Consider the following 24,941-nt stretch of genomic DNA (forward strand, 5'->3'; position numbering starts at 1 on the left):
TGATGTGTTATGAAATAATAAGTAACCAAATATATAAACCAACGAGTGTAATAAACAATGTTGGAATGGTTAAGATAATACCGGTTTTAAAGTAGGTTCCCCAAGAAATCTTGACTCCTTTAGTTGAAAGAACATGAAGCCATAAAAGGGTTGCTAGAGAACCAATTGGCGTAATTTTTGGTCCTAAATCCGAACCGATTACATTCGCATAAATTAAGGCTTCTTTAATGGTCCCTGTTGCAGAAGTAGCATCAATAGCTAAGGCATCAATCATGACCGTTGGCATGTTATTCATAATGGATGATAGGATAGCTGCAATGAATCCCATACCCATGGTAGCTGCAAACAATCCATGATCAGCCGTTGCTTGAATGACATTCGCTAATACTTCTGTTAAACCAACATTTCGTAGTCCATAGACCACTACATACATACCAATAGAGAAGAAAACAATGGCCCACGGAGCTCCTTGTAATACCTTTTTCGTTTGTACAGCTGAGCTCTTTCTAGCCATTAGTAAGAATAAGATGGCAATAATACCAGCAATAATAGAAACCGGTATATTAAAGAATTCTCCAATAAAGTAGCCTAGTACTAAAACCATAAGCACAATTCCAGATAATCGGAACATCTTCTCATCCTTAATGGCATCACGTGGTTTTTGTAAATCAGCTACATTGTATGTCTTGGGTATATTTCGACGGAAGTAGAGATACAACACCATGATGCTAGCGAACAGAGCAAATAAATCCGGTACGATCATGCGTGAAGCAAACTCAGAGAAACTAATTCCGAAGAAGTCAGCTGATACTATATTGACTAAGTTACTAACAACAAGGGGTAATGACGTAGTATCCGCAATAAAACCACTTGCCATAATAAAAGGAAAGACCATATGATCTTCAAATTTTAATGCTCGTACCATAGCTAATACAATGGGTGTTAGAATCAATGCGGCTCCATCATTCGCAAATAATGCAGCCACGACGGCTCCAAGAAGAGAAACATAAACAAACATTCGAACACCATTTCCACGAGCAGCTCTCGCCATATGTAAGGCCGCCCATTCAAAGAAACCTATTTCATCTAAAATTAAAGAAATAATAATAACAGCAATAAACGTTAAAGTAGCATTCCATACGATTCCTGTTACATCTATAACATCTTGAAAATCAACTACACCTACAAGTAAAGCTAAAACAGCTCCTCCACAGGCTGACCATCCAATGGATAAATTTTTAGGTTGCCAAATGACTAAAATTAAGGTGAAGAGGAAAATCAACGATGCAAGGACAATAGATAGCAATGTTTATACCTCCTATTCACAACAATTAATGCGCAACCCTTGATTTTCTAAATCCGTTAACTTTTGATCTTGACTAGGCAATCTATCAAGTATCACAGAAACAAATTCATAATATTCACTTTCCTTGTTAATCGAGTAAAAGATCCATTGACCTTTTCTTCTTTCCTTTACAACCCCAGAATCTCGGAGTTTTCGTAAATGCTGACTAATGGCTGGCTGACTCGCTCCATAAATTTCGACTAATTCACATACACAACATTCATGATGCTGCAATAACCTCATCATAGACAATCTTCTCTTGTCTGATAATAACTTGAGGATTTGAGCAGCATTCTCCATATCAATAGTGGTTTTTACGATCATCACTACACCCCTTTCTTATAACAAAATCATTATATAATTATAAGCTTATGTATTCAAGCTAAAATCTTCTTTTTTATTTCATCAAATTTTCTTAATTTAATGTTTGCTTTTGGTTAATTTTTCAGGTATTATAGATTCATCAAGAAAATTTGATTAAGAGAAGGTGAGGGCTATAAGATGATCGTCAATAACTCTGGAAACTTATCGGTAGCGTACTTTCAATCTTATTTTCAACTTATTATGAATACACAACGGATAGAGAAAGAAGAAGCCAAGCATTTTATCTTTCATCGTTTCTTTAATCAAAACCCTATATCTAGAGGGCCGATTACATATGGGAACTTTGAAAAAGCGTATCAAAGTTTTAATCATTAAATCAAAAAAAGTTGATAAAGAGGGATGCTAATGGAAACAGTAAAGGATATGAATCCAACATTTGAGCAATATGAGAAGAAATTTAAAGCTCTTGCTGACCAAAAGAGATTAGAGATTATGTATGAGCTTTGTCAAAGAGGGCAGACCTGTGTATGTGATTTAACCGATCACTTCGAGATGGCGCAATCGAAACTCTCTTATCATTTGAAGATTTTATTAGACGCTAATCTGATTACAAAAGAAACCAAAGGAACATGGAGTTATTATGACTTAAATCATAAAGAGGTCAATCACGTGTTGTCCGAAGAACTTTGCTGCCTATTTCGAAAAGAAAATACCGACGGTTGTTCATGTTCTTAATTTTTTAATCAATACATCAAAAAAAGTTGATTAAATAGGAGGAATAAAAATGAAATATGTTCATGTAGGGATTAATGTTACTCATTTAGAATCGTCTATTGAGTTTTATCAAAAAGTTTTTGGAGTAGGGCCTGTGAAGGTGAAAGATGACTACGCCAAATTCTTATTGGATGAACCAGGATTAAATTTCACCTTAAATGTGCGTAACAAAGTTGAAGGGAATCAAGTCAATCATTTTGGTTTTCAAGTAGAAACACAGGAAGAAATTACAGCGCATAAAACACGATTGGAGAAAGAAGGCTTCTTTGCGCGAGAAGAAATGGATACAACGTGTTGTTATGCTGTTCAAGATAAATTTTGGGTAACAGATCCTGACGGTAACGAATGGGAGTTCTTTTATACTAAATCAGACAGTGAAGTACACAAAGTTGAAGATTCCGCAGAATCTAATAAAGCTGAGCCTTCTAACACCTCATGTTGTTAATATATTTTTATTAAAAGAGGATAACATCTTAAAAAATAGAGCTTCCTTGGTTTGGGAGCTCTGTTTTGCTTTATAATATGTAATTTTTTAGTTAACATAACCTATATTATATGACTTGATTTTTGTATTTAGTGACGTATGATAGGCAAAACAGAAAATAATCGCAAAATTTGAGCCTATATCTGTGTACTTTCATTACAATAACTACTATAGGCTTGTAGGAGTATTCCCTACATTTTCCACAAATCCCCTTGTCGATAATTTACTTTCCTTTCACCTAAAATGATTTCTTTCTATCTCGTTTTTATACTGTATTTTCAAATGGAAAATATCCCCACCCCTACCACAACCACCCTTGTCGTACATTTAACAAGAGGTAAGATATATAAACATACGTGTGTATATCAATCTACAAAACTGCCCATACTGCTCAGGTATTCCCCCATATGTAAAAACCCTTTGTTAATGCTAGGCAAAGAATTTCTTTTTATCATAGGAAATTCAATATTAATTAATCACCATAACGTAAGTTATCAGAAGGAATAAAAGCGCAAATCTGTTAAGTAACAACAAATTTACGCTTTTTCTTTATATGAGTTTTAGTGCTTATTCAGAATACGTTTGTTTTAAGGGTTTCTTCGCAAGTAAAGCGCACATGACACCGATAACCGGAAAAATAGCTAAAAATAAAAGAATGAGGGTATAGCTATGAAATACATCAAAACCTATCCCTAAAGGTAATGGGCCTAAAGATGACCCTATAACCATAACGGCCATAGCAATTCCATTAATACTACCTATATATTTCCTCCCAAAGTAGTTAGACCAGATGATATTTAATGTAATTCTCTCTAAACCATTTGCTATTCCCCATATAATCCCGAAAAGTATAGCTAATGGAACGTTCTTAGTTACTAAAAGAAGAAATAAAAAGATGATTTCTATAATGAAAATTACAGCTAATAAAATATTGGTTTTTACTTTTTCCAAAATAAACCCTGAAACAAAAGATACAGGAAACCCCACTATCGCCATTAAGCTAAGAACCATAGCAGCCACAGAAGGAGAAAGTTTTTGTTCTCCAAATATAGATAAGAGGTGAAAAGTGATTCCTGTATTCACCATAGCAGGAATACCGATACATACTAATAATAGCCAAAACGTTTTGGTTTTCATAGCTTGCTGTAATGTCCAATCCTCTTCACTTACGTGTGGAGACGATTGAATAACATGGTTAGGGTTTTTATCCCTATGATGTTGATTTGCACCGTCTGGTAATAGTCCGATATCCTCTGGCCGATTTCGAATTCCTATTAAAGCAATAGGAACAAAGAAAATGAGCAATACAACACCCCAGAATTGCCAAGTGACTTGCCAATTCCAAGTATCAATTATCCACATATTTATGATAGGAAATAGTGTAGCACTTGCAAAACTTCCAATAGCCATAAAACTCATGGCTCTACCTCTTTTTGAAATAAACCATTGCGGAACTAAAGTATTGGGAAGCAACGTCATACTCCCTTGACCAAATAAGCGAATAAGAAAGAATCCAATCGCTAACATCCATATATTAGTCACTAGGCTATTAAATAAACAAGCAAGACCAAAAACGATTCCTACAATGACTGTCATTCTCCGTTGTCCCAACTGATCTACAATTTTTCCGATGAAAATCATTAATAATCCTGCTACTAAGGTAGCCATAGAATAAATACTTGAGACTTGAGAACGAGACCAACCAAAATTCTCAATATAATAATCAATAAATATAGAATTAGAATATGTTTGTCCAGGGCCTGATAAAAATACTCCCATTGCTGAAATAAATACAATAATCCATCCATAATAAAATGGAACCTGTCTTCCCATCCCTTTTTCCATTACATTTCATCCCCATTTAAGTAATAAAAAGAAAACCGATCCTTCTTTTATAAGAAAAACCGGTTATTTTGTATCTTAATCGTAATCTATTTAATAATCATGACAGGACAATCTACTCTTTTAGCCACTTTATGACTGACGCTTCCTAAGACCATTCCTTGAAGTGCATTTAACCCACGGCTTCCAATAATCATCATATCAAATGCATGTTTGTTGGCATACGATACAATCGTTGGACCTGGTTCACCGCGTTCAATCGTTAACTTGCATGTTACATTTTCTTGTTTAAACAAGTTTTCTATTTCAGCTAAACCTTGCTGTCTCTTCTGTTTCAATTCGCTGTGCAAAACCTCTGTCTTCACCTTAGAAAGATCAATGACTGAAATAATTTCTACTTCAGCATCAGTAACTAGCTTAGCTAACTGTATCGCATGTGCAGCAGCCCTTTTAGAGTGCTCTGAGCCATCTACAGCTAATAAAATGTTTTTATACATACATTGTCCCCCTATCAATGATTAGATGGTCGTGCATTTGGGTTATTATACGTGGCTAATTTTTGAAGTAGTTTATTACTAACATCATTTAAACCCGTTAGTCTTACTTCAGCATTCGTTTGTTCTTTTAACTTCAATACCACTTTATCAATCGCTGCGACAGCCGAATCATCCCAAATATGTGCTTCTGAAAAATCAATCAAGATAAGTTCTTGTTTTCCTTCAAAAGCAAAAGAATCCACAAAATCTTGAACAGACGCAAAGAATAATTGTCCTTTAACGGTATAGACTTTTTTATGTGAAGACTCATTTGTCGATACTTCGACTTTGGATATTTTAGCTGCAAAGAAGATAGCACTTAAAATAACTCCCGCAATAACCCCTTTAGATAAATCGTGTGTGGCTACTACTGTAATAACTGTGACAAGCATGACAATTGTATCTGTTAAAGGAACCTTTGTTAAAGTACGAAGGGAAGACCAGTCAAATGTCCCAATGGATACCATAATCATAACGCCAGCTAAAGCAGCCATTGGAATTTTTACAACCCAGTCTCCAAGAACCAAGATAAGAAACATTAAAAATACCCCAGCTACGAATGTAGATAAACGTCCTCTTCCCCCAGATTTTACATTGATAACCGTTTGACCAATCATCGCACAACCAGCCATACCACCGAAGAAACCAGCTACGATATTGGCAATTCCTTGTCCGCGGCTTTCTTTGTTCTTATCACTTGGTGTATCTGTCATATCATCGACAATTGATGCGGTTAATAGGGATTCCGTTAGTCCGACAATCGATAACCCTAAAGCAGTAGGAAAGATAATAGATAATGTCTCCATATTCAAAGGAATATCAGGAATCGCGAACATTGGTAATGATTGTGTAATTTCCCCTAAATCACCTACTGTGTTCAACTGAAAACCACCTACAATAGCTGCAATCGTCATGACAACAATGGCTACCAATGGAGCTGGTATAGCTTTTGTAAAACGTGGTAAAATATAGATAATAGCCAATGTAATGGCTACAAATACATATGTCATCGTAGAAATGCCTACAAAGTGAGGAACTTGTGCCATAAAAATTAAAATAGCTAATGAATTAACGAATCCTACCATAACAGACCGGGGAATAAATTTCATAAGACGTGCAATTTTAAAGATCCCAAAGACTAATTGAATAATACCTGTTAAAATGGTTGTGGCAAATAAATATTCTATCCCATGCTCTTTTACTAACGTTACCATAAGTAATGCCATGGCTCCGGTAGCAGCTGAGATCATAGCAGGCCTGCCGCCAACGAAAGCCATCACAACGGCAATACAGAAGGACGCATAAAGCCCCACCATAGGATCAACCCCTGCAATAATAGAAAAAGCAATCGCTTCTGGAATAAGGGCTAGAGCTACCACAATACCTGAAAGGATATCTCCTTTTATATTTCCAAACCATTCACTATTTAGTTTTTTTACCATCTGAATCAAAACACCTTCCTTAATGTATTAGGAAAAATTATCTTTTTAAAGTACCATAAATGTCCCTTTTAGGTACTTTAAAACCATAAAAAAAGTAAAAGAGTATATCTCACTATTCTTATATATGTGAACTCTTTTATACCTTTTCCATAGTATACGTATACTCCTATTTTTTACGCAAATTACTGTAGTCTAATGACTTATCTTCTTAAGGTACATAAGACTCCTTTCTATTTTTATTTATAGTGACTTCTAACTCTCATAGAAGTCGGGACGCTGTTAACAAATAAAACTTTAACAGAAAGAAAAGTAAAAGTCTATATTTTTTAGTTCCAAAAACGTTCTTTTTTGGTTCTGTCTAGATTTCCTAATCTCTCAATAAAACAAATGTTAACGGTATCGATAATTTGTTACAATAATAAAATGCAAAGAAAACTTCCTTATAGGAGATGGTTTAGTGATCATTGGCTATACTCGTCCATATCGTGACGATGAGAATGTAAATAAGCAATTGAACGCTTTAAAAGAGCGTCATTGTGAAAAAATATATGAAGAAAAAACGAACTCGATCAATAAACGTGTGGAATTTGATGATATGTTAGGGAATGTAAATGAAGGGGATACCGTAATGGTCTATAAATTCTATTGCATTGCGGACTCTACGAGACATCTCATTGAATTAATTGAATACTTTTCTGACCATAACATTAACTTTGTATCCATTCTGGATAATGTAGATACGTCAACCTCGGAAGGGAAAATTTTCTTCGATATGATGAAACGTATGGGGGAGTTTCAACATGATGTCATTAGTGAACGTACCAGAGCTGGTTTAAAAGAAGCTAAGCAAAAAGGGAAAAATAGTGGACGTCCAAAGAAACCAGATTATAACGTTCATCGTGCTCTTGAAATGTATTGGAGTAAGAAATATAAGATTTCTCAAATTACAGAAGCTACAGGGATTAGTAAAACAACATTATATCGTTACCTAGACAACTAATTACTTACTTTTCAACTCCCATATCTGCTATATATTATTCAATAGGAACTAGAGTTTAGAAAATAAAAGTCCATAATATTTATGGACTTTTATTTCATTTCAAATCCCTTAGTTTTATCTCTATGTATTTCATAACTATAACTTTGTTAACATAACACGTTTTATAGGTAGCAACCTTTTTCACGGATCTTTTTATACAAAAATAGCGCCCCATTAATGGGGCGCTATTCCTATGTAAAAAGTATAGAGATTTCGATATCAATAGTAATCAATCTGCATTTAAATAATGAGATAAAGCAACTTTATTCAAATAAAAAGGACATTTCTTATATGCCCTGCTTCCCTGTATCAGCCCCACCTACGCTAAATACTGTGACAGCCACTCATGCTATCCCGCCTATCCTTAGTATAAATGAAAGCGATTACAAAATAAAGGAATATTTAATATTATGTTTTTCAGATGTATATCCTATTCATTTCTAATTAACATAATGTTCATTAGAGGAAGGAAAACAGCGCATTTAATTGTTTATTGACACTTTTGCTGGTCATAAAAAAGAACGTCCTACCTACGCAGGAACGTTTTTATTTTCGCTTTCCCTTTCAACAATCCACATGATAAATTTCTTTTCTTCTTCTGTTAATTCGCGTTTTAATCCTTGTTCAAATCCCTTTACAAGGTCTGTGTATCGTTCATTAAGTAAAAAAATCTTATCCATGTAACACCCCCCATTATCTTTTAAAGTCAAAAAGCATTCTGTTACTTTTAATTTAGTTAATCTTAAATAAATTTTTCTTTTTCATACTAATCACATCTTTTTTTAGATTACTAGTATCAGTATATTCAAGTTTGAGAGATTACTTACAGATGTTTTAAATTTTTTGCACCGGAATCCCTTTTTTAAGTTCCTTTCCTCTTAATGGCAGCCAACAGTAATAAAAATCATACTGATATGAGTATTTGTCTTATATTTAGTCCTAGCCGAACCAACTGGTCATTATATTCTTTCAGCTTGTATAATATATCTCTCTGGTGCACTTCCTACATAATGGAATGGATAACAAGTTGTAAGAGTTAAAGTTGGTTTATCTTTCTTTACAATTACACTTCGGTCATCCTTATCAACAATCCATGTTTTCTTAACTTCATACGTATATATTTGGTCATTATATTTAACGATCAAATCATTACCTTCCTCGACTTTATCCAAACCCGTAAAAACTGTATCTCTATGGCCACTTAATACGGTATGACCATTTCCGTCAGGTGTAGTGGTTAAGTCACTTACAAACATTCCTACACCTTTCTGCAAACTTTCCTCATCTGTTCCCCAATACACTGTATATTTTTGTCCAAGAGTTGGAATAACGAGAGTTGCTACTTCCTCTCCTTTATTATGACTCACTTTTGAAGATGGAACCTGCTTAGTTTTTGCTTCTTGTTTGTCTATAGTTGTTGAAGAGTCTACATATTTTTTAACCTCTTCTTCTGTTAAGTCCTGTGCCGAGGATTTCCCTTCGTACCAATTCCAAAAGGAATTTAAGCCTAATACTAGCGCGCTTAGAATCAATATATATCCTAAAATACGCCTCAATATTACCACCTCTATAAAGAAAAGACAGGTATAAGCCTGCCTTTTAGTTTATATCTATTATTTCTTTCTACGTTTAATCATTAGTGCTCCACCAACAGCAGCCATAAGACCAGCTAATCCCATCATAGCAACATCATTTGTAGCTGTTTTAGGAAGCGCTTCACCTTGTTCTTTCACTTCAGTTGCGTTTTCATCTTTAGTTGTAGTAATTGCTTGTTCTTTATCATCTGCTTTTTCTTCTGTTGTTGCTGGAGTTGTTGAAGTGGTTTCCTCTTGCTTAGTTTCTTCTTGAGCAGATTCATCTGTATCTGTTGAGGTTTTACTAATACCATTGATTTTGGAAGTGTCGTATCCTTCAGGAGCTTCACAAGGAATACCATCATCTACCTTATTACCCCAACCATCTAAACGTTCAGGATCATTTTGAGCTGTGTATCCTTTTGAGTTCCAGTAAGCAACAACCTCATCATAGTTTGCAAAATCTGAACAATCTTTGTCTTCTGCTGGTGCTGCTTGTGCAGTAACATTACCTACCCCAAATACCACACCACAGGCCATAATACCTACACACAACTTTTTCATGTTAACCATAGTAAATTCCTCCCCTTCAAAATGTTACATCAATAAACACATTATAACATTTATAGAGAACTATCAACAAAATTTTGTGAATCATATAAACATATAGACCTAATATAAAAGATTCATTATTTGACATATTTTTATTTATAATTTATTTATTAAAAAATTATAAAGGGTACTTTCCCACTCGGAAAAGTACCCCATATAAGATAATAATAACGAAGAACACTTATTATAATATGGGTTTCCCTCAGTAGGAAGTTCCTTATGGAATTACAAGAGAGAGGTTCTCTACTTCAGGTGGAAGATATAAAAATTAAGGTTTTGTTTAGGTTTCTCAACCTGTAAAAATGTTACAATTAATCTGTAATGGTTATTTATGTATTATATAAGAATAATAGAAAAAATTTTTTGTAGGATAAGGGAGTTTACAATGAAGAAAATTATTTGTTTGGTGTTATTAATAGCAACTTTGTTTTCACTGGCTGCATGTTCTGAGTTTAAAAAGGGATTTGAAGAGGGTAAGAAACAAACCGAAAATTCTAAATAAGCAAGTTGCATAATCAACTGATAATAAAAAAGCGTAAAATCATTGACTGATAAGGGTTTTATGCTTTTTCTTTTCCTATAAGTATACTTTCACGGACTCGCTTGTCAGATTGATAGACAGGATGAAGAAGAACATGTTAATAAAATTGCTTAAAGGTAGCGAGAGATTAGTGGAATATTATACCATAATTTTCATTTGCATTTATAATAAGGAGAAAGGATATTCAAATATCCTTTCCATCAGAAAAAAGCAGTATATTATTAGAAGGAGAAGAATGATGGATACGTTATTACAGGAAATCATAAATTGGATTAAAATAGCTGATCAACAGATTGTGATTGGCATTTCAGGGCATGGTGCGGCTGGAAAAACCACATTTTCCAATAAGCTCGTAAACCTATTAAATCAAAATGAAGTAAATTACATTAATACAGATCCATATATTGTTAGTTCGAATATAAGAAAGCATGCAATTATTGACTATACCTATGAAAACGAAAATCATCGTTATAAAATGACGGCTTGTCACCCATCAGCACATCATTTGCCTTCTTTAGAAAGAGATATTCAGATGGTTAGAGAAGGTTTAGATTTATGTACAATAGAAACGCATTATATGAACAGTAAGTTAATTTACTCAAAAAATAAAGTAACGATTGTAGAAGGGATGAGTGTTGCCTTTATTAATCCAGATTTATTTGATTTAAGAATTTACTTCTATACAGACGGTGAAACGGAATTAATGAGAAGATCGAATCGTGATATTATTGAGAGAGGAACTGATATCAATTATTTAAGGCAATCTCATGAAGAGCGTCGAATTCAGTACGAATTATTTATGCATCTGTATAGTCATCGATTCGATGTTATTATCAAAATGACTGATGAAACCATAACACTAGAAAAAAACACATTTGCATTTAAATAATAATAATTTCTAGTTCGCATAACAAACATTATTGAAAGACTAAGTGTAAAAAAGGATAACTAAATAGTTATCCTTTTTTTCTATTATGAACGAGCACACCCTTATATCTATTAATCACATTTTTACGGACATAGATGAGGGAGGCATATTAACTTTAGGAAAAATATTTATTCCATCTTCTTTATTATTGAACTATAAAAATGAGATGCATTCCAAAACCTTTTTTATTCCTCCTCGTCTAATCCTTACAAAGCATAAAACATTTACTTATCCTTGCATGAAAAGGAGCATAAAATGAAAAAGATACTAGGTATTATCTCTGTGGTATTATTTTTGGTCTCTGCTGTATTCGGAATTAGAGAAACGTTCTTTATAGGTAGTTGGTTGAGATATAGCGTTATGTTGTTTCTACTCACTGCCTCACTACCATCTGTTATTGGTTTCATTCTTTCATTTTTCACTAAAAAAGGGATCTTAAAAGTTGTAGGAATGCTAGGAAACGGTGCAATTATGTTTTTAACGGTTGTATTGCCCCTTGCAGCAAATATTGTATGGCCCTTGCAATAGGAATCCTCCTCGGTGATTTCGGAGGATAATCAACAAGCAACGTAGTTAAATAAAAACTGTGTTGTTCAAATCTTTTATTTATAAACTACTAATCAAGCGAGGAAACACACATTGAGAAAACATTTTGGTAAAATTTCATTTATTTTTTTAATTTTAACTATTTCCTTTTATTTTATGGTTCCTACAGACGATCATTACTCATCAATAACCATTAATACATGGTTACTGATTGGGTTGACCTTTACCTTAATTTTTGCTTTCTTAAGTCCAAAAAATATATGGAAAAAAATCGTACTATCGGTTGTTACAATAGCCGTTATAATCTTTTTATTTGTTGCTGTCGCATTTGGAATATCAGGTTTATAAAGAATAAAGCTATTATTTACATATCATGAATTATAGATAATAATAAAGAAGCTTTGGTTACTCTGAACCAAAGCTTCTTTATTATTGTTCATTAAAATCTTTTTTTATTTCTCGAAAGAGTTTTAAAATATCTTTATAAAAGCAAATAAGTAATGTTCCAACAATATTTAATGCAGTAGAAATGATTAAATTCCCCAAAATGAGACCAAGAAAGATACCCAAAAATACAATACCGATTCCTATATAAAAGCCTGGATGTAATATTTCATCCTCGTCTTTTTTGTCGTCCTCATTAATATTTATATTGACCTGTAAAGTTGAATCACTTTTAATCAGATCATCAATAGTTGTTTCATATATCTCACTTAATTTTAACAAGTTCTGGATGTCAGGATAACCTTTATTATTTTCCCATTTATATACAGCCTGTCTAGATACATTCATCAGTTGAGCAAGCTCTTCCCTAGACATCTTCTTTACTTCCCTCAATCTTTGCAATTCATCTCCTAATTTCAAACAACTCACCTCTATAACCACTTTATAACAAATATGTAAAAGTAGCTACAAACGCTTTGTAATAAGGTGTAAACATTAGTTAACATAAGATGTATTCTAAGAATAGACAAAACAACACCTGATTATTTGATTAGGTGTTGTTTTATATTACTTTATGAAAGTGAACTATGGGTTGAATTTGAATTCTTCCATATAAATCGCTTTAAGCTTAATATGAAAAGTGATACAATGATGCCCCCAATCATAATCATACTTACAATAAATAATCCACCAAGTCCTAACATTGAGTCATGGTAGGTTACCATAGGGGGAACATCATAGCCATTTTGAGAGATGGCAAATCTAGAAATTTCTAAGTATGTAAGGTGAAAACCCATTGTTGTCCAGATACTTCTCGTCCAGAAACGCAGCAACTGCAAACATACCCCAAAGCATAAAATTACTAGAATATAAGATAAGGTAATAGAGTTTCCTGGAGCAAGTCCAACGATGACTTGAATCTGGTTGACGGCTATAGGAATAGACAAAAATAACAGGGTTTGAAATAATACGGCTAACCAAGTGACGAATCGGTGGCGTAATACATCATATATCATCCCTCGTAATGCTAATTCTTCTGGCAAAGCCTCATACAAAATAGCAATGACCATATTAATTAGTAGTGCTGTAAACCACTGATTGGGCGCATGCCATTGTTCAATAATAATCCATCCTTGGAAAGAAGCGATTATAAAGCCTAATGAAGCCAGGACGGTAGCTAGAAGGATTCCTGTTATAAAATGATAAATACTTTTCCATGAATAGATCGGCTTTTTGGGCTTGATACCCGTGAGCTGGTAGACATGCCGATACAAATACAGAATAGTTGGCACCACCAGCCCACTCATTACAATCCCTTGAATTAACAATTTGGTATTTCTGGATACGTTAAATTGTTGCTCGACCATTGTACCAGAAAGAGAACCTAGGAACAGACCGACAGTTAAGGTGGTCCATCCTGCGATTAAAAGAAGTATCCATCTCATTTACTGTTTACCCCCTATATAGTGACCTATCCTCTTGTACCTGATCAGAAATAACGACTTTTTTGTTTATTACTTAATATCTAATCTAGTTTATATTCAATTAAATTTCGTCTAACTTTTTTCGTGCTTTAGTAAAGGCTCTTTTCCTACGTATTTTATACTGATAATTTTCTACCTGTGTTGCTCAACAATTGTGCCCGATTATAGTAAGTTTCATTTTTAAAAATTATCGAACTTTTTTCTTGCTTTCTGCTTTAATTTAAAACTAAACCGGCTTGTATGCTCTTCATTTTTTACTAATAATTGATACGCAGATAAAATTGTAATAACGCGAACTGAAATGTATAAACCAATAGCCATTAAAGCTACAAAAATGGGATAGTAAGGTACCAGGACACCCATATCTAACTTTTTTTCCAACGCAAAGGCTAGGAAACTTACGGTCAGTAAACAAGCACCGATCACGGCTATCACTGAATACTTTTTCTTAACATTCTCGTATCTCATTGCTAGCTCCTTAAGAAATTTAGAATCGAACAGCAAAACTTCCTTCTTAAGAACTATATATTGTCCCTGGTCAGACCCTGCTGTTACAAAAGCAATAACTCCTAATGTAGCAATGAAAATGATGAGAAGTAATTCAAACGCCGAATTTTGCTTAAAGATTAAATACGGTTCAAAGGCTAGAGCAAGAAGACCAAATCCTAATCCAATATGTTTAGCACTTTTTTGTGCACTTAACAAAAATCCTTCTGCCATTTCCCTGCTTACATAATAACCTTCCTCATTATCTTTTTCTGATCCAATTGTATCTTTTAATAAGTAATCCATGGACACCTCAAAAATGTTTCCAATTCTAAGGAGCTTTTCAGTCTCGGGAAATCCTTGACCATTTTCCCACTTACTAACGGCTTGCCGTGTAGTGTTTAATTGTTCAGCTAAGGCCTCCTGAGAAAGCCCTTTTTCTTTTCTTAACTTAAAAAGCTTTTCACCAAATGTCATATATGTAGACTCCTTTCTTCCAATAACTGAATTATCTCAAAACAGCCCTTATTCTTCCATCTTGTTACAGTTGCATTTTGTTAACTTACAGTTGCAACTGTGTTATATCAGGCTTTTTCCATGCAATACTAGTTACCATAATGTTCATTATTGAAATTTATAACTAGAATAGAGAAAGCATTTAATCTTTCAAAAGATCAAATGCTTTCTCTGTTTTATCTCTTATAAATGTCATTAGAAGATAACCAATCTATGAATTGTTGATAAGGATAATATGTAGTCCCTTTAAGCTCTATTCGAGGAGCACCATTATATTTGTTTAACAAATCTTCGACTTCGCCCTTACTTAGATTAAAATAAAGATGCAGATCTCTTTCTTTAATTAAATGAGGGTAACTAGATTTTTTCGGTGGTTTACTAAAATTCTTTAAACCATCTCCTATAAAATATCCAAAGGCAGCTAAACCCACTGCAATCCAAAAGAAACTTATATCCACGACATACACCTCCAAAAATTACCATAATAATATCCTATCAGAAACTAAATTATAAAGCACCATTTATATCCAGTGTATTTTCAGTTCACATAAAATGGCTCTAGGTAAAAACAAGCACAAATCTTTTTAACAGAAATTAATTTGGTTAATTTTTACATCAAGAAACACATAATGACTACATCCATTAATTACCTTTTCACTCCATAAAAAGTGAATATAAACAAAACGTTCACAAAATGAACGTCCATAAAAGTTTACTTTTACGGATATTTCTTTTTGATTAGAAATCTAGCCTTTTTCATGTTCATTTAAGTTAAAATTTAAATTACGAACGTACTTCTAAATACATACACTTTTACGAACTCTTTTGATAGAATAATAGGGAGAGAAATACAAAAGGAGTATAAAAATGGAAAATGGAAAATTTGGATACATACGAGTAAGTAGTCGAGATCAAAACGAAGGTCGTCAACTTCAATCGATGGAGGAAGCTGGAATTTCTCCTCGGGATATTTTCATCGACAAGCAAAATGGAAAAAATTTCAATATATAGCAGTATCAACTGATGAAACGGATGATGCGTAAAGGAGATATTCTTTATATTCATTCTCTAGATTGCTTTGGTTGTAATAAGGAAGAAATTTTACAATAATGTAATTATACTACAAAAAAGTTTGAAGCTGATATTGTGGTCTTGGATATGCCATTGTTGGATACCACTCAGTATAAGGATAGTCTAGGAACCTTTATTGTTAGTGTTATAACCTATTTCCTCAATATCCCAATAATAATGGAACCATATTTAGAAACGTCATTGAGAGGGAATTGATTCTGCGGTAAAGAAGTAAAAGGATTATTAGTAAGAGCCAGAAAGTAACTACAATTACTTTGTAGAAACATAAAAACATTAGGGACATATGTATCCCTAATGTTTTTTATTAACTTCTTTTATTTATTTGGGTTTCCTTGATTAAAAACTCTATGAGATGTTCTTCACTTAACCCTAATTTCATAACTTTCCCACTAAATATATCCATTACTTAGTAGGGATTTTTAACTTTTTTTGCTATTCCATAAACCTTAATTTTATATATAGAAGAAATTCATCCATTAAAAAAGATTAATTAAAACTATATATGTATCTAATTACATTAATTTTTGAATAATGTTTTTTACATCTTCTAAATAATCATCTTTTATTTCTGGGACGAGTAATTCACCATCAACTGCATCAAGCATAATTTGTTCTTTTTCTTTTAAGCGCTTATACACTGCTTGATCAATAAAACCACCGTGAGCACGATCCCCATCAGTCATTAAATAATGATAACGTGTGTATTGATCCGATGCCAATCCTAAACGGTGAATACGATCTCTAGATTGTAACATAAACGTTAAATTGAAATTATATTCGAAATAGATTGCATCGTGAACTGTTTGATGCAATGAAATTGATTCTCCTAAAGTATTCGGATTTGAAATCATGACTTGTACATCTCCATCACGAAAATCATTAATCAAATTAACACGTTGGTCTTTTGGTGTTTCTCCGTAAATTAGATTTGCATGTATTTTCCTTTGTTTTAAAACGCGTTTAATCTTTTTCATCGTCTCCACGAACATACCCCAGACAATCACTTTTTTCCCTTCACCCACTAATTCTTCAATTAATTGAATGCCTCTTTCAAACTTTGCAGAAGTGATAGTTCCTACGTCTAATTGTTCATAGGCTTTGCGTCTTGCTAATTCTCTTTCTTCATCAGTTAAAGCGTTGAACTGTGACAAATCAATCTCATCTTGTAAAAATCCTAGATCTTGATATTCAATTTTCTCTAACAATAAACTAGGATTTGTAGATGCTTGCAACAGTCTTAAATAAAGTGCTAAAATATTTCCTTCATTTTCATAGATTGCTTGAACTAAGCTAGTTTGTCTTTCAGTAGGTTGCACAATTTTCAATATGTCCGGATCTGCTGGTGGCACTTGTAGATCTTGTTTATTTGTCCTCCAAAAGAAAGGTTGAATACGCTCGTTAATTTCTTCTGCGTTAGGATTTTCCAAATCATTGATTTCCCATCCAAAGAACGAATCATATTCTTGATCATAAAGTAAGTGTAAAAAATTATAGATATCTTTATAACTATTAGGAATCGGTGTACCCGTCAAAACATAATGATATTGCGCTTTGAGACCTAAATTTAGCGCTGCCTTCGCTCTACGTCCTGCGACCCCTTTTATTCGGTGCACTTCATCAAAGACAATCATCGTTTGTTCATCAATTAACTCATTTAAAATCGCCAATTTCCCTTCTAATGCTTCGTAGTTAATGACAATGACATCGCTTTTACCCCAGTCCATTCGAAGTTTACCAGTATCGCGATATTTAGATTTTCGTAAATTTATAAACTTTAAATTGCGTTTTTCTCCAAAAACCTCCATATACTCTGTACGCCAAGCCTCAAAAGCATTGATTGGTGAAATAACCAACAATTGTCTTACCTGATTCACTTTATCACTACTTAAATAAGCAAATGCGCCGTATGTCATGGCCGTCTTACCTGCACCTGGAACAGAAAAATTGGCAGCTTTCTTCATCATTGCCAAATAAAAACTTGCCCATAATTGTTCTAGTTTTAAGGGACGAGATATTTCTTCATCTAAAATGGTTTTAAAAGTATTCAACTCACCTTGCCATCTATCATCAAATGACTTGATTGTACTTCCTGCGATACGATGCTCTTCAATTGCATACTTATTCTGTTGAATATACGCTTGAATTTCATCACTGACTATTAAGGATGGTGCATTAATACGAGACAAGGCTTTATCAATCTTCTCAATTAATTCTTGTAATGCCACATAATTAATATCACCATTAATTAACAAGGTATCATAACTTATAAAGTAACTTCGATAGCGTTCTAACATTCGTTTCACTTTACCCTGTTGAAAATATTCATCTATCGTATCTTGAAATTGAAAAAATGTCTTCTCTTTATATATGACAGTAACCAATTCAGGATTAGATTTCATCATCATAAATATCTATCAGCTCTCTACTGATTAAATTTATTTGAACTAATTGCTCTCTAATTTCATTAATTTGATCTTTACTGAAGTTATTAAAGTTTAGATTTCCTGTTAACCCATCACCTTTATGCATATCTTTTAGCGTATTGACAGTTTCCTTCACACCATCAATAAAGTTATCGATATTTTTACCACGATTTTGCCGGTTACGTGTTTGAACATATTTAGTATTGATGTCTCTAAATTCCGGTGTTACCTCTTCAATAACTCGTCTAAAATCCATTGTAGAGTTAACGGGATTGCTATCAAAAATATCTCTTAAATCATCAATCGTATCTTCAACTGCTTCATTAAAATCTTCATTAGCATTTGTTATTAAGACATCTTTAAAATATTCACGAATTTCACGTCCAGTATCTCCACCTGTAGCTAACATTTTAGTTAACAAAGCAAAAGCTGTAACTTTACTTTGTTCATAGGCCGGGCCTTTTTTAGGGAATTGGCTATCTAATTTTTTGGCTAATTCATATAATGGTGTGTATAATTTCGTATCTTTAATAATGTGATATGCATTTTCTTTTGCATTAATAAATTTTAAAAATTCACCCATTAATTCCACTGTTAAGATACGATGCTTAATCTCTTTTGGTTTAATTGCTGACTCTTTCGCATAATCGTTTTCTGTCATCAATTTTTCCATGACTACTGTTCGATAAATATCAATTGATAAATCAACCGGATCATAAGACTGACGTTCTTCTGTACCCATTTGAATAGCAAGTTCTAATCTTTTAATTTCTGCTCTCTCTGTTTTTGATTCATAAGTAAAAGGTAAAATAACAGCTTCGAATAAATATGTTTCACCAGTTTCTTCAGCTAATTGTCTCAGCGCTGTATATCGTCTATTTCCATCAATCACTCGACCGTCTGCTAACACATAACCAAAAACTTTTTGACCAGATTCTTGAATTGATTTTTTTGTACTCTTTAACTTTGTAGAATTATCTTCTACAATCATTTTAGCGATTTTTTGATTGTATTCTGGATTTTCACCATCTCTAGCAGGTTCCAATAAAATGTCTTCTCTAGAAATAGCTGAAGCAATACGGCCGTTTTCATTATTATAGTAAAGATACTTTAATGGAATACGATAGACATCTAACATGCCATCACTTACATTTGGTAGTTGTATCGGTAATTTAGGTTTAGCTCCAGTTTTTACCAAACAAGAGTTTTTCACTAAATCTAATAAAGAAATATTTTTATCCACTATACCTTCCTCATTCTTCTGTCAATTTTTGAATTATTGAATAGACTTGTTGTGCACTAGTAGCTTCTTCAAATTGAACATTTTGCTCTTGAAGTTCATTAAAAAATTTCTTTTGAATTTCTACGATGCGTTGATCTTCTACTCGCATATTTTCGGCTTTTGTTTCAACCAATAAGTAGACATTTGTTTGATCTTCCTTCTCAATCATGTAAATAAAGTCTGGCGTTGTTGAGCCACCTGTATATTTTGGTACTTGAATCGCGCGTTTGGGCAATTTGCCAAACGTCGTCACTTTGTCATTATATTTATGACGTAATAACTCTCTTTCCGGTATGATACTGTCATAACGCATGGGTGGAATATCATACAGATAACGAGATTCTTCTTTTGCTTGTTCATCTCTATTCACACCTAATACTTCAGCATTAATAGCGTCGACAAACGTATCTGACTCTGGATTATAAATTGATGTACGTGCTTGGAAGTCTAATTTCTTATAAGCATAGGCTTGCGCAAATACTTCATCAAAGCGACGTTTAAATTCACGCGTGATATTCTCAAGTGAAACAGCACTTAAATAACGTACATCTCCTTTTAAATCAGACTTAATCTGTTTTAAAACATTTGCGTGAATGTCTTTAATTGGAATCCCTGTTGCCGTATGAATAGCTCGGATGAATTTGCCGTAGGCTATTCCTGGCAAATAGCGCTTGTTGTACGTTCCTTCTTGAATTTGTAAATCAACTTTCTTTCCATTTTCACTCGTAGATACAGACTGAATTTTTTGTTTCGGAATTTCTCGCTCATATAGTGATGAGTTTCCAATGATTTCATCGGCCATTAATCGAATAGTTTCCGGGATACGTTCAAATTCCAACATATAGCGGTTTGAAAATTGGCGCCATAGCTCTTTTACCTTTTCCCAATTTTCTTTTCTTAATTTCACTTGCAATTGAACGGAAGAGTTTTTCTTATCAATAACTTTATCATCACGTAAGCGATTTGTATTCAATTCAGGATAGTATTCAATTAACCACTCAAAGCCATCTTTTTCAACGCCGTCAATCGTAACTGCTTTTTTAAATTCATTTTTTCGATTGATAATCCCAAGATTATCCAAATCCTCTAACAAATTTTCATCTGTATAGTCAGAAGTTTTTTGTTTTCTTTCCATGACAATCAGTTGAATCATATCTTCTGTTAATTTTTCTTGATTTAAGTTAACCTTCACATCACGATTGATTTCACCTACTAATTGTTGCGCAAAATCTTTTTCATCATAGCCAATTAAAAAGGCTAGTCTAGCTTGATGTTCATTTTGTTGAATACGATGCCCTGTTTCATCAACCGGTAAGCGCAACCCACGACCAACTTCTTGAATTTTACTGTTTTCACTACCAGACGTACGTAATTTGGCAATGACAAATACGTTTGGATTATCCCATCCTTCACGCAATGTCCATTTTGAGAAGAGAAAGCGTCTCGTTTGCCATTGACCATTATCATCTTTAAAACTTAATAGCTTTTCTTTATTTTTTAGAATATCTTCTACTTCACCTTGAATAGCTTCATCACCAGACCCACGATCTTCACCAAAGTAACCTGCATGAACATTTTGTTTATCGCTTGAAAGACTTATTTGGGTCGCTTGTAAAAATTCTAAGTACTCTTTTTCTCTAGGCAAATTTCGAAGCTCATATTCTCTCACTAAGCTTGTTAGTTTTTCTTTTAATAATCGTTCAAACGTTGCTTTTAACCAACCATCTTCTTTACGATAACTACTAATACTATCAATAAAGAAAAGACTTAATGTTTTAATTTTTGGGGCGTTATTTTCTCTTTGATTGTTTCTTAAAAAGTTTCTTTTTTCGATTTCAAAATGCTTATCGATAGCATCCTGAATGATAAGCTCTTGATAATTAGAACGATACGTACCTGGAATTAAATCCATGCCTTTTTCTAGTTCTAATTCATTGCTTAACAGTTTTGAACCTATGTATTCTACATCTCCTTCAAAACCCGAGTCTACTTCTGCTAAATTATCGCCCACGTTCAAAGTCCACGTCCTATTCCCTTGTTTCAAAACTAGTTCTTTCGCTTTGACACTCTCTACTCGATAACGATTGTTCGCTTGCTCTTCTGAAAGCTCCGGATAATAAATATCTATGCCTTTGACTAAACCGCCATTAAAACTTTCAATGGCATTTAAATCGAATTGCGGTTTGTCTCGGTAATAATCTTTTTTCACTACTTTATTTTTTCCTTTCCCCACAACCTTTTCGGGGAAAGTGGCGCCAAAACGGACAATCATTTGAGGTTTAATCATTTCAATCGCTTTATAATTCGCTTTGTCTCGAGGAAAACGATGCGGTTCATCAATAATGACTACTGGGCGCGTATTTTTAATAGCTTCAATTGGACTTGTTATACCACCAATTAACGTTTGATCGTAATCCTTATTGCTCATACTTTTTGAGCGCAACATATCTGCATTAATTAATAATACTTCAATCGTATTTGTATTTTGTCGACTACCTTCTATAAAATTTAAAAGTTGTGCTGGGAAGTTTTTACGACCTGATTTCGCTTTGAAGTCCCCAGCATTGATAACATTTAGCTCAGTACGTGTATTCTCATAAAATTGAGAGAAATGTTGTTTCACATAATCACTTTGGATAAAGTTTTTAGCCCCTTCTTTAATCGCTGGACTTGGAACGACAATGACAAATTTGAAAATCCCGTATTGTTGATGCATTTGATACATTAGGCGTGTGTAAACATATGTTTTCCCTGTACCAGTCTCCATTTTAACATCGATATTTGTTTGTTCTTGATATCTTCCTTGAATGAGTGGATTTGCATAAACAGCATTTACTCCATAATCATTCACCTCATGATCTATTCCTGAAAAGCTTTTCATAATGGCACTCAAGCTTTTTTCTTGATGAGGCAGTTCTTCTAATAATATTTTCATATCCCACTGTCTCCTAATATCTTTTCACTAAATTGACTTTCCCATTTAATTGTTTTAAGCCAATTTCTAGTTCTCGGATACTTTCCAAACCAAATGAATAGCCATACATAACGATTGTTTGGACAGCTAATTGATTCTTCCCAATTAAGTTTAACAATACTTTTGTTTGTTGCGAATTCCAATGTTCGTTAATTAAATACAAACGACTATTATCAATATAAAATGCCGTGTAACCTTGCAAATTAATATTTTCCACCGGTACATCGAATTTGTAGCCGTCCGATACTAGCCAAGTTACTTTAATGGTATCTTCACCACTTGCACTACCTGCTACATGTAATCCTTCAGAAGAGAATGGTTGAATCATATCGTCAAATCCACTTTCAGAAATCTGTCTTAACTGACCACTTGTATCTTTAAACAGTCCAGTTTCAAGATCAAATGCTTCTAAGTCATCTAAAGTTGGTTGATTTGGAGCCACTACCTGGTAGTGTTTAAAGCCACCATCGAAATACTCAGGAAGCGCTGAACCTTCTTCCATTTTAATTTTTTCACTCGCTTTTTGTATACGATCGCGTGAAATTTCGTCAATCGTTAAGTAACCTGTATTAAAAGGTGATTCGCTTCCTTTATTCGCTACTTTATTGCCATCGTCATCAAGATAATATGTTTTTTCTGGTAGTTGCACTAATATAAATTGACGATTACCATTATCTTCCGCATTCAATTGCATTACTGCATCTGCCGTCGTACCTGACCCTGCGAAGAAGTCTAGCACTGTGCTATTTTTATCCGTCGCATGGAACACAATGCGTTTGATCAATTCAGAAGGTTTGACTGTGTCAAAGAGCTCTGTATTACCCATCAATTTATTTAATTCCTTTTTCGCTGTTTCCGCCGTACCAATTGATTTTGGGAAGAAGCCCCAGAACGGTTCCGTTTCATAGCTTTTCTCTTCATCTGGTCGGATTTTGATGATGACTTTACCATCTCTGATACTTAGACTACCTTTATTCTTATACTCTTCAATTTTATCCTTTCCTAACTTCCACTGTTTCCCTGGAGGAGGTTGGATGCCTTCAATGTCAAAAACCATTGTACCTCTTCCACGAATTCCCCCTGCACTCATCGTTTCTAATATATATTCTCGGTAGGCGCCTTTTTCATCTTCAAGTGGATACTCCTTTTCACCTGTTACCACTAAATTAAAGTGATTAATGGAAAGAGTTGAATAAACTAAAATCGTTTCAATCTTTGGCTGTAATTTGTCATATGAGGTTTTCGTATTTTGTGATTTTGTTTTTGATTCCCATCCAATGCTGCCGACAAATGAAACCTCACCAAAGATTTCATCACATATTAATTTCAAATTAGCTTGTTCATTATCATCGATTGAAATAAACATAAGTCCTTTATCTGATAGCAATCTTTTTGCTAACCAGATTCTAGGGAACATAAATGTTAGCCATGCCGAATGTGTTGCGTTTCCTTGAATTGTTTTCAGACGGCGTAACTCTTCATCATTCATACCAAACATATCTTTTAACGCTTGATCGCTATATTCAAATTTATCCGGATAAACAAACCCATCACTACCTGTATTATAAGGAGGATCTATATAAATAAGATCGATTGAGTTGTAGTAGTTATTTTGTAGATGACGTAATGTTTCTAGATTATCACCTGAGAAAAATAAGTTCTTACTCTCCTTATTTTCTGCTAAATTGTTATGATCATTGTTTGGTACAATTACCGTTGTCGCATGTTCACCAGCTTGTTTCTTAGCATAATCTTTACCAATAAATGCTAACTGATGACCACTTGTTAATTCCTCAACATTTTTTTCTTTTAAAGCACACTGGAATTTTTCTAAATCAAACTTACTCTCTTCAATGATATTACCTTCCTCATCAAATTTATTCTCAGTGAAAAATTCAGGAAGCTTCTTTTTTAAATCATTTAAAAAAAACGTATTAGACTTCACTGTTTTATTGTGGTTTATGTTGTCTTGTAACAATCAGTACACTCCTTCTTATCTCTCTATTCATTGATATATCACATATAATTATAGATCACTACATTTATTATATAATAATATATTTAATAGCATTAATTTGTCATTATAAAATAGGATTATTACACCTATAATAAATTATATAATCTTGTGTTCTGTAAATAAAAAATACATAGTGTTGTAATAAATCGTGCAGAGAATTACAAATTAATAAGGACTTCGGTCATAAGTTTTGAATCAGAAAATCCGTTTTATTAAGAATTAGATTCACCAAGTGA

The 24,941-nt window shown here is 33.4% G+C and carries 22 protein-coding genes and 1 pseudogene; 7 read left to right on the forward strand and 16 right to left on the reverse strand.

Annotated elements, in window-relative coordinates; translation table 11 throughout:
- Positions 1-7: 7 nt before the first annotated feature.
- Positions 8-1,306, reverse strand: a complete 1,299-nt coding sequence (locus ACK3CR_RS10910; protein ID WP_488975381.1) for an arsenic transporter — start codon at positions 1,304-1,306, stop codon at positions 8-10.
- Positions 1,307-1,318: 12 nt separating this feature from the next.
- Entirely contained in the window at positions 1,319-1,669 is a 351-nt protein-coding gene (locus ACK3CR_RS10915) for an ArsR/SmtB family transcription factor (RefSeq protein ID WP_488975382.1), read from the reverse strand.
- Between the two features lie 177 nt (positions 1,670-1,846).
- On the opposite strand from ACK3CR_RS10915, the gene ACK3CR_RS10920 reads away from it, so the two are divergent.
- From ACK3CR_RS10920 to ACK3CR_RS10930, 3 genes are read left to right on the forward strand one after another with little or no spacing between them, the layout of a single operon-like run.
- Positions 1,847-2,044 (forward strand): hypothetical protein, encoded by a 198-nt coding sequence (locus ACK3CR_RS10920; RefSeq protein ID WP_488975383.1) that lies wholly within the window; start codon positions 1,847-1,849, stop codon positions 2,042-2,044.
- A 30-nt stretch (positions 2,045-2,074) separates the two neighbouring features.
- Positions 2,075-2,404, forward strand: coding sequence for an ArsR/SmtB family transcription factor (locus ACK3CR_RS10925; RefSeq protein WP_488975384.1), 330 nt, complete (start codon positions 2,075-2,077; stop codon positions 2,402-2,404).
- Between the two features lie 49 nt (positions 2,405-2,453).
- Positions 2,454-2,888 (forward strand): ArsI/CadI family heavy metal resistance metalloenzyme, encoded by a 435-nt coding sequence (locus ACK3CR_RS10930; protein ID WP_488975385.1) that lies wholly within the window; start codon positions 2,454-2,456, stop codon positions 2,886-2,888.
- Positions 2,889-3,494: 606 nt separating this feature from the next.
- Here the strand turns inward: ACK3CR_RS10930 and ACK3CR_RS10935 are convergent.
- The 3 genes from ACK3CR_RS10935 to ACK3CR_RS10945 form a co-directional block, all read right to left on the reverse strand.
- Positions 3,495-4,772, reverse strand: coding sequence for an MFS transporter (locus ACK3CR_RS10935; protein WP_488975386.1), 1,278 nt, complete (start codon positions 4,770-4,772; stop codon positions 3,495-3,497).
- Positions 4,773-4,858: 86 nt separating this feature from the next.
- Positions 4,859-5,266 (reverse strand): universal stress protein, encoded by a 408-nt coding sequence (locus ACK3CR_RS10940; RefSeq protein WP_488975387.1) that lies wholly within the window; start codon positions 5,264-5,266, stop codon positions 4,859-4,861.
- Between the two features lie 14 nt (positions 5,267-5,280).
- Complete coding sequence (locus ACK3CR_RS10945) at positions 5,281-6,747, reverse strand: SulP family inorganic anion transporter (RefSeq protein WP_488975388.1); 1,467 nt, start codon at positions 6,745-6,747, stop codon at positions 5,281-5,283.
- A 457-nt stretch (positions 6,748-7,204) separates the two neighbouring features.
- Between ACK3CR_RS10945 and ACK3CR_RS10950 the strand changes: the two genes are divergently transcribed.
- Complete coding sequence (locus tag ACK3CR_RS10950; protein ID WP_488975389.1) at positions 7,205-7,747, forward strand: recombinase family protein; 543 nt, start codon at positions 7,205-7,207, stop codon at positions 7,745-7,747.
- Between the two features lie 569 nt (positions 7,748-8,316).
- Here ACK3CR_RS10950 and ACK3CR_RS10955 read toward each other — a convergent pair.
- From ACK3CR_RS10955 to ACK3CR_RS10965, 3 genes are all read right to left on the reverse strand, one after another.
- Positions 8,317-8,466 (reverse strand): hypothetical protein, encoded by a 150-nt coding sequence (locus ACK3CR_RS10955; RefSeq protein WP_488975390.1) that lies wholly within the window; start codon positions 8,464-8,466, stop codon positions 8,317-8,319.
- A 279-nt stretch (positions 8,467-8,745) separates the two neighbouring features.
- A complete protein-coding gene (locus tag ACK3CR_RS10960; RefSeq protein ID WP_488975391.1) occupies positions 8,746-9,351 on the reverse strand; it encodes a class D sortase in 606 nt (201 codons plus the stop codon).
- 48 nt (positions 9,352-9,399) lie between these two features.
- Positions 9,400-9,933, reverse strand: coding sequence for an LPXTG cell wall anchor domain-containing protein (locus ACK3CR_RS10965; protein WP_488975392.1), 534 nt, complete (start codon positions 9,931-9,933; stop codon positions 9,400-9,402).
- A gap of 818 nt (positions 9,934-10,751) precedes the next feature.
- Between ACK3CR_RS10965 and ACK3CR_RS10970 the strand changes: the two genes are divergently transcribed.
- Both ACK3CR_RS10970 and ACK3CR_RS10975 read left to right on the forward strand, forming a co-directional pair.
- Positions 10,752-11,402, forward strand: coding sequence for a uridine kinase family protein (locus tag ACK3CR_RS10970; RefSeq protein WP_488975447.1), 651 nt, complete (start codon positions 10,752-10,754; stop codon positions 11,400-11,402).
- A gap of 294 nt (positions 11,403-11,696) precedes the next feature.
- Entirely contained in the window at positions 11,697-11,969 is a 273-nt protein-coding gene (locus tag ACK3CR_RS10975) for a hypothetical protein (protein WP_488975393.1), read from the forward strand.
- A 447-nt stretch (positions 11,970-12,416) separates the two neighbouring features.
- Here ACK3CR_RS10975 and ACK3CR_RS10980 read toward each other — a convergent pair whose 3' ends face one another.
- The 4 genes from ACK3CR_RS10980 to ACK3CR_RS10995 all read right to left on the reverse strand — a co-directional run bounded on the left by ACK3CR_RS10980 (position 12,417) and on the right by ACK3CR_RS10995 (position 15,375).
- Complete coding sequence (locus ACK3CR_RS10980; protein WP_488975394.1) at positions 12,417-12,860, reverse strand: helix-turn-helix domain-containing protein; 444 nt, start codon at positions 12,858-12,860, stop codon at positions 12,417-12,419.
- 143 nt (positions 12,861-13,003) lie between these two features.
- Entirely contained in the window at positions 13,004-13,738 is a 735-nt protein-coding gene (locus ACK3CR_RS10985) for a CPBP family glutamic-type intramembrane protease (RefSeq protein WP_488975395.1), read from the reverse strand.
- A 357-nt stretch (positions 13,739-14,095) separates the two neighbouring features.
- A complete protein-coding gene (locus ACK3CR_RS10990) occupies positions 14,096-14,878 on the reverse strand; it encodes a helix-turn-helix domain-containing protein (protein WP_410902746.1) in 783 nt (260 codons plus the stop codon).
- A 215-nt stretch (positions 14,879-15,093) separates the two neighbouring features.
- Positions 15,094-15,375, reverse strand: a complete 282-nt coding sequence (locus tag ACK3CR_RS10995) for a DNA-binding protein (RefSeq protein WP_488974820.1) — start codon at positions 15,373-15,375, stop codon at positions 15,094-15,096.
- A 409-nt stretch (positions 15,376-15,784) separates the two neighbouring features.
- Here ACK3CR_RS10995 and ACK3CR_RS11000 point away from each other — a divergent pair.
- Positions 15,785-16,153, forward strand: a pseudogene (locus tag ACK3CR_RS11000) (recombinase family protein); the annotation flags it as partial.
- A 368-nt stretch (positions 16,154-16,521) separates the two neighbouring features.
- On the opposite strand, the gene ACK3CR_RS11005 reads toward ACK3CR_RS11000, so the two are convergent.
- Genes ACK3CR_RS11005 through ACK3CR_RS11020 form a run of 4 tightly spaced genes read right to left on the reverse strand, consistent with a single transcriptional unit; the run spans position 16,522 to position 24,666 of the window.
- Complete coding sequence (locus ACK3CR_RS11005; protein WP_488975397.1) at positions 16,522-18,414, reverse strand: DEAD/DEAH box helicase; 1,893 nt, start codon at positions 18,412-18,414, stop codon at positions 16,522-16,524.
- Entirely contained in the window at positions 18,398-19,675 is a 1,278-nt protein-coding gene (locus tag ACK3CR_RS11010) for a ParB N-terminal domain-containing protein (RefSeq protein WP_488975398.1), read from the reverse strand. The genes ACK3CR_RS11005 and ACK3CR_RS11010 overlap by 17 nt, the downstream gene beginning before the upstream one ends.
- Before the next feature lie 10 nt (positions 19,676-19,685).
- Positions 19,686-22,649: a type III restriction-modification system endonuclease gene (locus ACK3CR_RS11015; protein WP_488975399.1), complete on the reverse strand. Its 2,964-nt coding sequence runs from the start codon at positions 22,647-22,649 to the stop codon at positions 19,686-19,688.
- A 13-nt stretch (positions 22,650-22,662) separates the two neighbouring features.
- Positions 22,663-24,666, reverse strand: a complete 2,004-nt coding sequence (locus ACK3CR_RS11020; protein WP_488975400.1) for a site-specific DNA-methyltransferase — start codon at positions 24,664-24,666, stop codon at positions 22,663-22,665.
- Positions 24,667-24,941 lie beyond the last annotated feature (275 nt).

This window comes from Priestia sp. TRM10, assembly GCF_057808375.1.